The 12,455-nt window shown below is 70.3% G+C and carries 13 protein-coding genes; 9 read left to right on the plus strand and 4 right to left on the minus strand.

Going from position 1 to position 12,455, the window contains the following annotated elements:
* The first annotated feature begins 42 nt into the window (after positions 1-42).
* A complete protein-coding gene (locus tag J2X46_RS05095) occupies positions 43-789 on the plus strand; it encodes a copper homeostasis protein CutC (RefSeq protein ID WP_310247675.1) in 747 nt (248 codons plus the stop codon).
* A gap of 4 nt (positions 790-793) precedes the next feature.
* On the opposite strand, the gene J2X46_RS05100 is transcribed toward J2X46_RS05095, so the two are convergent.
* Positions 794-2,293, minus strand: coding sequence for a M81 family metallopeptidase (locus J2X46_RS05100; RefSeq protein WP_310247677.1), 1,500 nt, complete (start codon positions 2,291-2,293; stop codon positions 794-796).
* A gap of 292 nt (positions 2,294-2,585) precedes the next feature.
* On the opposite strand from J2X46_RS05100, the gene J2X46_RS05105 reads away from it, so the two are divergent.
* Positions 2,586-2,789 carry a cold-shock protein gene (locus J2X46_RS05105; RefSeq protein WP_045548871.1) on the plus strand — a complete coding sequence of 68 codons (204 nt, stop codon included), beginning with the start codon at positions 2,586-2,588 and terminating at the stop codon, positions 2,787-2,789.
* Between the two features lie 181 nt (positions 2,790-2,970).
* A complete protein-coding gene (locus tag J2X46_RS05110) occupies positions 2,971-3,150 on the plus strand; it encodes a hypothetical protein (protein ID WP_310247694.1) in 180 nt (59 codons plus the stop codon).
* Positions 3,151-3,172: 22 nt separating this feature from the next.
* On the opposite strand, the gene J2X46_RS05115 is transcribed toward J2X46_RS05110, so the two are convergent.
* Entirely contained in the window at positions 3,173-4,222 is a 1,050-nt protein-coding gene (locus tag J2X46_RS05115; protein WP_310247696.1) for a hypothetical protein, read from the minus strand.
* A gap of 44 nt (positions 4,223-4,266) precedes the next feature.
* On the opposite strand from J2X46_RS05115, the gene J2X46_RS05120 reads away from it, so the two are divergent.
* From J2X46_RS05120 to J2X46_RS05145, 6 genes are all read left to right on the plus strand, one after another.
* A complete protein-coding gene (locus tag J2X46_RS05120; RefSeq protein WP_310247698.1) occupies positions 4,267-5,124 on the plus strand; it encodes an NUDIX domain-containing protein in 858 nt (285 codons plus the stop codon).
* A gap of 197 nt (positions 5,125-5,321) precedes the next feature.
* On the plus strand, positions 5,322-6,446 hold the full coding sequence (locus J2X46_RS05125; protein WP_310247700.1) for a phosphate ABC transporter substrate-binding protein PstS: 1,125 nt from the start codon (positions 5,322-5,324) through the stop codon (positions 6,444-6,446).
* Positions 6,447-6,551: 105 nt separating this feature from the next.
* Positions 6,552-7,487 (plus strand): phosphate ABC transporter permease subunit PstC, encoded by a 936-nt coding sequence (gene pstC, locus J2X46_RS05130; RefSeq protein ID WP_310247702.1) that lies wholly within the window; start codon positions 6,552-6,554, stop codon positions 7,485-7,487.
* The gene (gene pstA, locus J2X46_RS05135; RefSeq protein WP_310247705.1) at positions 7,484-8,575 is read left to right on the plus strand and encodes a phosphate ABC transporter permease PstA; all 1,092 of its coding nucleotides are present in this window, start codon (positions 7,484-7,486) and stop codon (positions 8,573-8,575) included. The genes pstC and pstA overlap by 4 nt, the downstream gene beginning before the upstream one ends.
* Before the next feature lie 34 nt (positions 8,576-8,609).
* Positions 8,610-9,389: a phosphate ABC transporter ATP-binding protein PstB gene (pstB, locus tag J2X46_RS05140; RefSeq protein WP_310247707.1), complete on the plus strand. Its 780-nt coding sequence runs from the start codon at positions 8,610-8,612 to the stop codon at positions 9,387-9,389.
* Positions 9,390-10,070: 681 nt separating this feature from the next.
* A complete protein-coding gene (locus J2X46_RS05145; protein WP_310247710.1) occupies positions 10,071-10,730 on the plus strand; it encodes a hypothetical protein in 660 nt (219 codons plus the stop codon).
* Between the two features lie 98 nt (positions 10,731-10,828).
* On the opposite strand, the gene J2X46_RS05150 is transcribed toward J2X46_RS05145, so the two are convergent.
* Positions 10,829-11,824, minus strand: a complete 996-nt coding sequence (locus J2X46_RS05150; RefSeq protein ID WP_310247713.1) for an inorganic phosphate transporter — start codon at positions 11,822-11,824, stop codon at positions 10,829-10,831.
* A 4-nt stretch (positions 11,825-11,828) separates the two neighbouring features.
* On the minus strand, positions 11,829-12,446 hold the full coding sequence (locus J2X46_RS05155; protein ID WP_310247714.1) for a DUF47 family protein: 618 nt from the start codon (positions 12,444-12,446) through the stop codon (positions 11,829-11,831).
* Positions 12,447-12,455 lie beyond the last annotated feature (9 nt).

The raw sequence follows: 12,455 nt of genomic DNA on the forward strand, positions 1-12,455 counted from the left end.
ACACGAACGTAGCGGACCGCCCCGCGGCATAGCGTGGCCCCCGTGACCCACAGTGACACCGCCCACACCCTGGTCGAGATCTGCCTCGAGGACGTCGGGGGAGCGGCGGTCGCCGCGACCGGCGGCGCCGACGGCCTGGAGGTGTGTGCCGGACTCGTCGACGGCGGCACGACGCCGACGCTCGGTTTCGTCCGCCACTGCGCCGAGGCGGCGCCGGGCCTGGAGATCCGGGTGCTGGTGCGGTCCCGGGCCGGCGACTTCGTCCACGCCGCGCAGGACATCGACGTGATGGTCGCCGACATCGAGGCCACCCGCGCGGGCGTGCCGGCGGGCACGCGGCTCGGGTTCGTGGTCGGCACGCTCGAGGCCGACGGCGCCATCGACGCCGCTGCCGTACGACGCCTCGTGGACGCGTGCGGCGACGCACCGGTCACCTTCCACAAGGCCTTCGACTCCGTGCCCGACAAGCCGTCGGGGCTGGCGCTGCTGCGCGACCTCGGCGTCACGCGCGTGCTCACCTCCGGTGGCCCCGGTCCGGCGCTCGACCGCCTCCCGGAGCTGGCCGACCTGGTGCGACGCGGGGGCGACGACGTACGGATCGCGGTGGGTGGTGGCGTGCGTCCCGCCAACGTCGCGCAGGTCGTCGCCGCGACCGGCGCCCGCGAGGTGCACCTGCGCGCGCAGGCGCCGATCGCCTCGGCCGGGGTCTCGGCGGGCTACGACGAGGGCAGCCGGATGGTGACGAGCGCCGCGGTGGTCGCGGAGGTCATGGCCGCGCTGGGGCGTTGACGGCTCAGGCCGTGTCGCCGGGGAAGAGCACGGCGCCTGCGACCGGGTCGACCGACGACACGTCGTCCAGCGGGAACATCGGCCGCTGGATCCGCCGGTGGCCGAGCCGGGCGAGGTGCTGGTCCACGCCGCCGGGTGTGAGCGCGAGCATCCAGTCGGCGGCCATGTCGAAGAGCTCGGGCTCGAGGTAGCCGATCTTCACCACCACGATGTCGGCGCTGCGGGGGTCGAGGCCGAGCCGCGTGAAGTCGGACTCCAGGTGGTAGGGCCGGCGACGCCGGGTCAGCACCACGTCGACGTACGGCGTGCGGACGACGACCTCGAGGTTGTCGTCGCCCGGGACCACCGCGACCACCCGGCCGGAGACCTCGACGGGCGGCGCGGGCCGGTCGTCGACGCGCGCGCCGAGGGTGAGGTGCACGTCGGCGCCGACCCCGGCCTCCTGGGCGGCCAGGGCGCCGGCGGCGTCCGGGATCGAGGCGTAGATCGCCCGCTTGCCGCTCGCCGCCAGCGCCTGGCTCGCCAGCAGCTCGGCCAGCGTCCACGTCACGTCGCCGGCACCGCCGGCGGTCGGGTTGTCGCCGGAGTCGGAGATGAAGTACGGCGTGACCGGGGACGCGAGGGCGGCGGCGAGCACCTCGTCGAGCGACCCGGTCGGCGCGACGAACCCGAACTCCTCACGGCGCTCCCAGAGCTCACCGGCCAGGTCCACCGCCGAGGACAGCGCCAGCTCGGCGTCGTCGCCGACGGCCATCACGACCGCGCAGTTGCGCGGCTCGTCGGCCCACGGGTAGCCGATCCAGATGCCCGCGTCGAGGATGCCCTCGAGCGCCTCGATCTCGGGCACGCGGGCGTACAGGCTCGTCGCGGGCTCCTGGCGCGTGCTCGTCATCTCGCCCGGCAGCAGGATCGGCACCGGCACCCACGCCTTGGCCGGTCGGCGGCTCCCGACCGGGAGGGCCAGGCGGTCGAGGAGGTTGCGGGCCGCGCGCTCCTTGGTCTCCTGCCAGTCCACGTGCGGCGCGGTGCGGTAGGTCGTCAGCAGGTCGACCGTCTCGGCGAGCGTGCGCGAGACGTTGCCGTGCAGGTCCATCCCGCTGCTGATCAGGCAGTCGGGGCCGACCACGGCCCGCACGGCCAGGGCGAGGTCGCCCTCCATGTCGTCGAGACCGACGACGCTGGCGGCACCGTGGATGTCGAGCACCAGGCCGTCGAGCGGCGCCTCGGCCACGGCGGCGGTGAGGCCGGCCAGGATCTCCGCCTTCAGCGAGGCGTAGTCGTCGGCGGGGATCGCGCCACCGGCGATGTTGCGTGCCTGCAGCACACCGATCCACTCGGCCCGGTCGGCGAGCGTCCCGCCGTCGCGCCAGAAGTCCCAGGCGTCGAGCACCTCGCGACCCCGACGCGGCGCCAGCATCGCGGCCGTGGTGAGGGCGGGGGAGAAGGTGGAGGCCTCCAGGCTGATGCCGCAGACGGCCACGCGCGGGGGTGCGGCGAGGGTCACCCGGCCATGCTGTCAGGCCGTGTGAGGCGCCCCCGCGAGACCCCTCGGCGGGCCCGTTGGTCTGGTGTTCACCAGCACGTGGTGCACGACCGGTGACGTACGGCGATTTGTTGGTAGGGTTTGTCGTGCAACAGGTGCAAGTTCCAGCAGGTCGACGCCCGCGGAGTTTGTGATCCAACGGCGTTTGTTCTTCGGGCCCTGCCAGCTCGTGAGTCGCAAGCGGCGTGTCACCGCATCTGGTGCGGGTCGCTGAAGTGGCGACTCCCGCCCCGACAAAGGAGTAACGAGCATCATGGCTCAGGGCACCGTTAAGTGGTTCAACGCCGAGAAGGGTTTCGGCTTCATCGCGCAGGAGGACGGCGGCGACGACGTCTTCGTGCACTACTCGGCCATCCAGACCAACGGCTACAAGTCGCTGGACGAGAACCAGAAGGTCGAGTTCGACGTCACCCAGGGTCCGAAGGGCCCGCAGGCGGAGAACGTCCGTCCGCTCTGATCGGCTGACGCTGGACCTGTTCCAGACTTGATCCAAGCTCCGGCCTCTCCCCTATAAAGGGGAGGGGCCGGAGTGGGTTTCGGGGGAGACTAGTGACACGAAAGGGTCATTTGCCGGACGGCGCCTGTCGTGGACACTGGACCCCAACACGTACAGTCGACAGTGGGCTCGCGTCCACAGAATGAGGGAGGGTGACGTGCACGACCAGTTCGACGTGACCCTCGAGGACGGCGACCTCCTCGGCGAGGTGGAGCTCACCACCACGCTGATCATCGCCGCGAGCGAGTCCGACGAGCACCTCTCGCAGGAGGAGATCGACCGGCTGCTCGGCGTCACGCCGCGCAAGCCCTCGGAGGACTGAGCCGAGGACTGAGCCCGACCTCTCAGCAGGTCGCGAACAGCACCGGTCCACTCGTCAGGTCCGAGAGCACGTACTCGCCCTCCGCCGGGCGCAGGTCGAGCGTGATCACGCGCCCGTCCGAGCCCGCCTCCGTGACCGTGAACCGGTCGGTGAAGTCCCCGCCCTGGCCGGGCGCCGGACCGGCGGCCAGCTGGGCACGCGCGTCGGCGTCGCCGGGCGCGTCGTCGGCGTCCTCGACCTGGAGGAGCGCCCGCACGTCGCCGTCGGGCTCGATCCCCATCGCGAAGCCGGTCAGGGGGTGTACGTCGCCCGCTGCCGCGACGAGCTGGTCGGCCTCGGCCTGAGCATCGTCGTCGGCCAGCGACATCGCGAGCTTCTCGCACGCGTAGTCGCCGTCGTACACCGCCGCGGCGATCGGCGTCTCCAGCGACCCGGCCAGGTCGGCCAGGTCGCCGGCTGCGTCGGCGTCGCCGTGCACGACCTCCAGCACCTGCTCGAGGTAGGGCGCCTGGTCGGAGGCGAGCACGATGCCCTCGTCGTGCAGCAGGGCGAAGTGCTGGAGCTCCGGGGTGAGCAACGAGCCGGCGCCCGACAGCACGTCGGGGCCACCCACCCAGACCCCGTCCTCCTCGTCAGGCTCCTTCCAGCCCTTCTCAGCCAGCCGCTCCGCGAGGTCGTCGAGGTCGGCCTTGTCGCCGACCTTCATCACGTCGACCGCGCCGTCGCCCGACTGGGCCAGCAGCTCCCAGTCGATGGTCGCCGGCGAGAAGCCGAGCTGCTCCTGCATCACCCCGGCCGACGTCGCCAACGCCGACATCGAGGACAGGTCGCGGGAGAAGGCATCGGACAGGAACGCGTCGACCGCCCGGGCGTCGGAGGAGGCGCCGACGTCGGTCCCCAGCTCGGTGCGTACGGCCTCCCAGTCGGTCCACGACGCCCGGCTCGTGGCCGCCGGGACGAGGTCGAGCGCCCGCTGGAGCGGCGTACCGCGGTCCACCATCCGGAAGGCGACGAGGCCCGCGACGAGCACCAGAAGGACGCCCACGAGGGCGAGGACGGCACGGCGTTGCACGGACGGGCTCCTCGTGGATCGGGATGTGGTGTGACACTACTTCCATGGAGCCCCGCGACGTGCGCGCTGCAGGCGCCGTGGTGACGCGCAAGGGCGGTGAGGTCCTGCTGGTCCACCGGCCCAAGTACGACGACTGGTCCTTCCCCAAGGGCAAGCTCGATCCGGGCGAGCACGTCGTCACGGCGGCCGTCCGCGAGGTCGCGGAGGAGACCGGTCTCGACGTCCGGCTCGGGCCGGCGCTGTCGTCCCAGCGCTACCGGATGTCCAACGGTCGGTTCAAGACGGTGGACTACTGGACCGCCCGGGTGATCGGCAGCGACGACGTCGGCCGCTACAAGCCCAACGACGAGATCGACTCCGTGCAGTGGGTGCCGTGGGAGGCCGCGATGCGCCGGCTCACCTACCCCCACGACCGCGAGACGCTCGCCGAGGCCAAGCCACTGCGGCGCAAGACGCGTGCGCTGGTCGTGCTGCGCCACGGCAAGGCGCGCTCGCGCGGCGGCTGGAAGAAGGACGACCGGCTCCGCCCGCTCGTCCAGCTCGGCGAGCTGCAGTCCGAGCGCCTCGTCCCGCTCCTCGCCGCGTTCGACGTGACCTCCGCCCACACCTCCTCCAGCACCCGCTGCGTGCAGACCGTGACGCCGTACGTCGACACGACCGGCTGGCCGGTCAAGAAGTACGACGAGCTGAGCGAGGAGGACGCGTCCGTCGAGGGGGTCGTGTCCCTGGTCGACGCGCTCCTCGACAGCGGCGAGAGCACGGTGCTGTGCACCCACCGCCCGGTGCTCCCCACGGTCGTGGACGCGCTGCGGCTGCCCGAGACGAAGCTCGAGCCCGGCGGCATGCTCGTGGCGCACCACCGCAAGGGTCGCGTGGTCGCGACCGAGGTGCTGCAGCCCTGAGCTTGTAGGACGTCGGCGGCCCTTGCGTCAAGGGTCGCCGGACGAGTTCATGTGATCGCCGTCTCACGCACGGGTGTGCGACGCCATCCGGCCCGGTCGAGTTCATCGCCCGTTCACCGACGACGACGTGCTCGTTCTCCTGCCGTGCCTACCGTCCCTCACTGTCAGCACACATCAGACTTTCAGGAGCACTCGAAGTGAACCGCACTTCTTTCCGCAAGCTGCTTGCCCCGAGCGTGGCAGTGCTTGCCCTCTCGATCTCCCTCACCGCCTGCGGTGCCGGCAACGAGAGCAGCGCCGACACGGGCAGCGACAGCTCGAGCGAGACCTCCGGCGGCCTGTCCGGTGACCTCAACGGCGCCGGTGCCTCCTCGCAGGAGAAGGCACAGGGCGCCTGGGCCACCGGCTTCCAGGGCATGAACGACGGCAACGTGACCGTCAACTACGACCCCGTCGGCTCCGGCGACGGTCGCACCAACTTCATCGAGGGCGGCACCAGCTTCGCCGGCTCCGACTCCTACCTCACCGACGACGAGGGCGAGCTGAGCGGCGCCAAGGAGCGCTGCGCCGGCCAGGACCCGATCGAGGTCCCCGCCTACGTCTCCCCGATCGCCGTGGCGTTCAACGTCGAGGGTGTCGACGCGCTCAACCTCGACGCCGACACGATCGCGATGATCTTCGACAACAAGATCACCAACTGGAACGACAAGGCGATCGCCGACCAGAACCCCGACGCCACCCTGCCGGACCTGGCCATCACGCCCGTCCACCGCTCGGACGACTCGGGCACCACGAAGAACTTCACCGACTACCTCGGCAAGGCCAGCACGTCCTGGTCCTACGAGGCCGAGGACGCCTTCCCGGTCAAGGGTGGCGAGGCCGCTGAGGGCACCTCCGGTGTCGTCGCCGCGATCTCCGGCGGCAAGGGCACCATCGGCTACGCCGACGAGAGCCAGGTCGGCGACCTGTCCGTCGTCTCGGTCAAGGTCGGCGAGGAGTACGTCGCACCGTCCGCCGAGGGTGCCGCCAAGGTCGTCGAGACCTCGCCGGCCGCCGAGGGCCGCGCCGACGTCGACATGGCCGTCGACATCGACCGCACCACCACCGAGTCGGGCGCCTACCCGGTCGTCCTGCTCAGCTACCTGATCGCCTGCCAGACCTACGAGGACCAGGCCGAGGCCGACCTCGTCAAGGGCTACCTGTCCTACATCGTCTCCGACGAGGGCCAGCAGGCGGCGTCGCAGGAGGCCGGCTCCGCGCCGCTCTCCAGCTCGGTCGCCGAGAAGGCGCAGAGCATCGTCGACGCGATCACCGCGGGCTGATCCACCGGTCGGGGGCACCGTCCCACGACCACCCACGCTGCGTGCGGCGGGCCGGGAATCCCGACCCGCCGCACGGGCGCATGAAACGACTGAGTGAGGTAGCACGTGGCAACCATCGCCGCTGATCAGAAGACGGGCCCGGCGAGGCTGGGCGACCGGGTGTTCTCCGGCACCGCCCTGGCTGCTGGGATCGCGATCCTGCTCGCCCTGGCCGGGGTCTTCATCTTCCTGGCGATCGAGGGCGTCCCCGGCCTGGCCAAGCCGGCCGAGTTCTACGGCGACGCGACGAACTTCGCGGGCTACGTCGCCCCGCTGCTGTTCGGCACGGTGCTGGCCGCTGTCATCGCCCTGGTCGTCGCCGTGCCGCTGGCCTGGGGCATCGCGCTGGTGGTGAGCCACTACGCGCCGAAGTCGATCGCCACGCCGATCGCCTACGTCATCGACCTGCTCGCCGCGGTGCCCTCGGTCGTGTTCGGCCTCTGGGGCATCTCGGTGCTGGCGCGCCAGCTGCAGCCGGCCTATGTCTGGCTCGACGGCAACATGGGCTGGCTGCCGTTCTTCGCCGGTCCGGCCTCGGGCACCGGTCGCACGATCCTCACCGCCGGCCTGGTGCTGGCGATCATGATCCTGCCGATCATCACCGCGATCTCGCGCGAGGTCTTCTCGCAGACCCCGCGCCTGCACGAGGAGGCCGCGCTCGCGCTCGGCGCCACGCGCTGGGAGATGATCCGGATGGCGGTCTTCCCCTACGCCCGCTCCGGCATGGTGTCCGCGGTCATGCTCGGCCTCGGTCGTGCCCTCGGCGAGACGATGGCCGTCGCCATGGTCCTCTCCGCCGGCGGTGGCATCTCGTTCAACCTGATCTCCAGCAGCAACCCCGCCTCGATCGCCTCCAACATCGCCTCCAACTACAAGGAGGGCACCCCGGGCAAGATCCAGGTGCTGATCGCGACCGGCCTGGTGCTGTTCCTGGTCACCTTCCTGGTCAACTTCGCCGCCCGATGGGTCGTCACCCGCAACGAGAGGAGGCTTGCGCGATGAGCGCCACCGCTGCTCCCGTCCGCCCGCGCTCCGAGCCGGTGTCGTTCACGGCCGCCAAGCTCCCGCGGTTCGCGCCGGTGCTCGTCGGCGTCGTCGCGATCGCTGCCGGCGCGCTCCCGATGCTCCTGCTCGGGTGGGGACTCGTGGCATGGGCGCTGGTCGCCGGCGTGATCTACCTCGTCGCGCTCCCCGCCTGGGCGCGCGTCGTCGAAGGACCCCGCGGCGCCACCGACCGGATGGTCACCGGGCTCGTCTGGGCCGCCTGCGCGGTGGCCATCGTGCCGCTGGTCTCGCTGCTCTGGACGGTGGTCGACCGCGGCCTGCCGGCGATCAACTCGACCTTCCTGACCTACTCGATGTACCGCACCAGCCTCGACCAGGAGGTGGGCATCTACCACGCGCTGATCGGCACCCTGCTGATCACGCTGGGCGCGGCCGTCATCTCCGTGCCGATCGGCATCATGGCCGCGATCTACCTCATCGAGTACGGCAAGGGCAGCCGGCTGGCGCGTTGGATCACCTTCCTGGTCGACGTGATGACCGGCATCCCGTCGATCGTCGCCGGGCTGTTCGCCTTCTCGCTCTTCATCCTGATCTTCGGGCCGTCGACCCGCCTCGGCTTCGGCGGATCGGTCGCGCTGTCGCTGCTGATGATCCCGGTGGTGGTGCGCTCGACGGAGGAGATGCTGCGCCTGGTGCCCGCCGACCTGCGCGAGGCGTCGTACGCCTTGGGGGTGCCGAAGTGGCGCACCATCGTCAAGGTCGTGCTGCCGACCGCCCTGGGTGGCATCGTCACTGGCGTGACCCTGGCGATCGCACGCGTGGTGGGCGAGACCGCGCCGCTGCTGCTGATCGCGGGCCTGACCACCCGGACCAACTTCAACCTGTTCTCCGAGCGGATGACGACGCTCCCCGTGCTGATCTACACGCAGAACGCCAACCCCGGCATCGCCGAGACGCCCGGCGGGACCCCTCCCGGCATCGCGATCGCCTGGGGAGGCGCGCTGGTGCTGATCGTGATCGTCATGCTGCTCAACCTCGTGGCGCGCATCATCGGCAGGATCTTCGCCCCCCAGACCGGCCACTGAGCCAGATCCCGAAAGACAAGAGAGACTCACCCCCATGGCCAAGAGCATCACCGTCGACGACCTCGACATCTACTACGGCGACTTCCTCGCTGTCCAAGGTGTCAGCATGACGATCAAGGCGCGTTCCGTGACCGCCTTCATCGGGCCGTCCGGCTGCGGCAAGTCCACGTTCCTCCGTTCCCTCAACCGCATGCACGAGGTGATCCCCGGTGCCCGCGTCGAGGGCAAGGTGATGGTGGACGGCCAGTCGCTCTACGACAGCGCCGTCGACCCCGTCGCCGTACGCCGTCAGATCGGCATGGTCTTCCAGCGGCCGAACCCGTTCCCGACGATGTCGATCTACGACAACGTCCTCGCGGGCAACAAGCTCAACTCCAAGAAGATGAAGAAGGCCGAGGCCGACGACATCGTCGAGCGCTCGCTGAAGGGCGCGAACCTCTGGAACGAGGTCAAGGACCGCCTCGGCAAGCCCGGCATGGGCCTCTCCGGCGGCCAGCAGCAGCGCCTCTGCATCGCCCGCGCGATCGCCGTCGAGCCGCAGGTGCTGCTGATGGACGAGCCGTGCTCCGCGCTCGACCCGATCTCGACCTCCGCCATCGAGGACCTGATCCACGAGCTGAAGTCCGAGTACACGATCGTCATCGTCACCCACAACATGCAGCAGGCGGCCCGCGTCTCCGACGAGACCGGCTTCTTCAACCTCAAGGCCGCCGGCCAGCCCGGCCACCTCGTGGAGTTCAACTCCACCCAGAAGATGTTCGCCAACCCCGACAACGAGGCCACCGAGGCCTACATCTCCGGCCGCTTCGGCTGAGCCGCCCCGTCCGGGGTGGCCCGGGACGTCCTGGTGGGTTGATCGGGGGTTCAGTCCCCAGGGCGTCCCCGACCACCCCGGACGCGCGCGCCTCCGGCCGCTGGTCGATCCGCCTTCGGGAGATATCTGAGGACGGGGTGAACGGAGATCCACCTCGGATTCGTTCACCACGTCCTCAGATATCCCGTCAGTGCGCCTGCCTGTGGAGGACCGGAGCGGCGAGGGGCAGCTGACAAGCACGATGGCCGGGTGCCCCCTGAGATCTGGACTGCCGGCGCCTGGCCACTGATCGGCTCGGGTCCGCGGGAGGGGCTGCGGCCCGGCCCACGATGGCCTTCGCGCCGTGACCGAGCGGGTGTCGACGGCCCGACCGCCTGGGGCACCAGGTCGGGGGAGTGGAGGCGGGCCGGCCACGACCTGTGGGTGCCGTCGGACGTGGACTCCACTGATCCTGCTCAGCGGATCGTGGAGGCCGCGGCGCAGCTCCCGGCGTACGGCGCTGTCACAGGCTGGGCGTCGTTGTCCTGGTCGGGCGGTGTGTGGTTCGGCGGCGTCGGTCGCGGCGGTGAGCTCCTGCCAGTGCCGGTGGCCGTCAGCAGTGGCAATCGCCTTCGTCCGCGCACGGGACTGACCGTCTCCCAGGAGGTGATGGCCCTCCACCACCTACTCAGGATCGATGGCGTGCGCGTCACGACGCCGCTGTGGAGCGTCGCCTTCGAGATGCGCAAGGCGCCCAGCGACGAGGCGGCGATCGTCGCGTTCGACATGGCAGCCTTCAACGACCTCGTGTCGGTCGCCGAGCTGGCCGACTTCCTTGACACCGACCTCGTCGCGAGGTGGGGGGTCGAGCGGGTCCGACGGGTCCTGCCTTTGCTCGACGAGAACGCGTGGTCCCCGATGGAGCCGGTGATGCGGCTCACCTGGCTCGATGAGGTCCGGCCACATCGCCTGCTGTCCAACCACCCGGTCTTCGACAGCAGCGGACGGTTCGTGGGCACCCCGGACGGGATCGACCCGGACGCAGGCGTCTACGGGATGTACGACGGTGCGCTGCACCTCGCCGGCGACGTGCGCCACAAGGATGTGGCCAAGGAGGCCGCGTATCGTGCGCTGGGCCTCGAGGGAGCGACCATGATGGCGGGTGACCTGGCGGATCGAGGGCCCTTCCAGGTCAGGCTCCGGGAGGCCTACGCGCGCGCGGCGAGGAAGCCGGCCTCCGACCGCAGCTGGAGCGTCGACCTCCCCGCGTGGTGGATTGACACCACGACCGTCGCCGCCCGCCGGGAGCTGTCGACGTACGACCAGCGGCGCCTGCTGGCCCACCGTCAGAGCGCGGCGTGACCTCCCGACCCTGGATATCTGAGGACGCCATGAACGGAATCGGCGGTCATGAACGACCACCACGTCCTCAGATATCCCGCGTTGCGGGCAGGTGGAGGTCAGGGGAGGAAGAGGTGGGCGATCCCGTAGCAGATGGCGGCGGCGAGGGCGGCGGCCGGGAAGGTCAGGACCCAGGCGGTGAGGATCGACTTCGCCACGCCCCAGCGGACGGCGGAGAGGCGCTTGGTGGCGCCGACGCCCATGACCGCGGAGGTGATGGTGTGGGTGGTCGAGATCGGCGCCTCGAAGACGTACGACGTCGTGTAGAGGACCGAGGCCGCCACCGACTCGGCGGCGAAGCCGCGGGGCGGGTCGAGGTGGATGATGCGGCGGCCGAGGGTGCGCATGATGCGCCAGCCGCCGGACCAGGTGCCGAGGGAGATCGCGCTGGCCGCGGCCAGGATCACCCAGAGCGGGAGGCCGTCGGACTCGGCGACGTAGCCGCCGGTCAGCAGGGCCAGGAAGATCACGCCCATCGTCTTCTGGGCGTCCTGGAGGCCGTGGCCGAGCGCCATCGCGGCAGCGGAGATCGTCTGGGCGACCTTGAAGCCGCGGTTGGTGCGGCCCGGGTTGGCGTTGCGGAAGAGCCACATGATCGCCAGCATCAGCGCGAAGCCGAGCGAGAAGGCGACGAGCGGCGACAGGAACATCGGGATGACGACCTTGTCGAGCACGACCGCCCAGTTGGCGGTGGCGCCGGCGACCACCGCGGCGCCGCAGAGGCCGCCGATGAGGGCGTGCGACGACGAGGACGGCAGGCCGTAGTACCAGGTGATCAGGTTCCACGTGATGGCGCCGAGGAGGCCGCACATCACGATCACCAGGCCGTGGGTGCCCGGTCCCGGGTCGATGGTGTCGGAGACGGTGTGGGCGACCTTCTGGCCCAGGAACGCACCGACGAAGTTCATGACCGCCGCCATCGCCAGCGCGACGCGCGGCTTCAGCGCGCCGGTGGAGACGGACGTGGCGATCGCGTTGGCCGCGTCGTGGAAGCCGTTGGTGTAGTCGAACACCAGGGCCACGACGACGACCGCGATGATGATCGCGATTTCCATCGAGTCAGGACTCCTTGACGGCGATCTGCTCCACGATGTTCGCCACCTTCTCGAAGGCGTCGATCGCGCCCTCGAGGGACTCCACGATGTCCTTGAGCTTCAGGACCTCGAGGGCCTCGTAGTCGCCGCTGAAGAGGTTCGCGAGGATCCGGCGGTAGGACTTGTCACCGGTGTTCTCGAGGCGGTTGATCTCGATCCAGTACTCGTCGAGCGAGCCCATGGCCTCCAGCGACGGCATGGCGGCCGCGGTGAGTTCGGCGCACCGCTGCAGCACCTCCACCTGCTGGGTGGTCTCGGCCGGGAGCGAGGTGACCTCGTAGAGCAGGACCAGGTCGACGGCCTCGTCCATCATGTCCATGACGTCGTCGAGCGCCGAGGCGAGGGAGTAGATGTCCTCGCGGTCGAACGGGGTGACGAACGTGCTGTTGACCCGCCGGATGATCGAGTGGGTGGTCTCGTCGGCGGCGTGCTCGGCCTCGCGCATGCGCTGCGCGACCTCGGCACGGGAGGTGCCCTCGGCCAGCATCTCGCTGAGGAGCTGGGCTCCGACGACGAGGTGGCCGGCTGCTTCGCTGAACAGGTCGTAGAACGAGCTGTCGACGGGGCGGAACTTCAAACGCACGGTGAACTC

Source organism: Nocardioides sp. BE266, assembly GCF_031457855.1.
Classification (GTDB): Bacteria; Actinomycetota; Actinomycetes; order Propionibacteriales; family Nocardioidaceae; genus Nocardioides.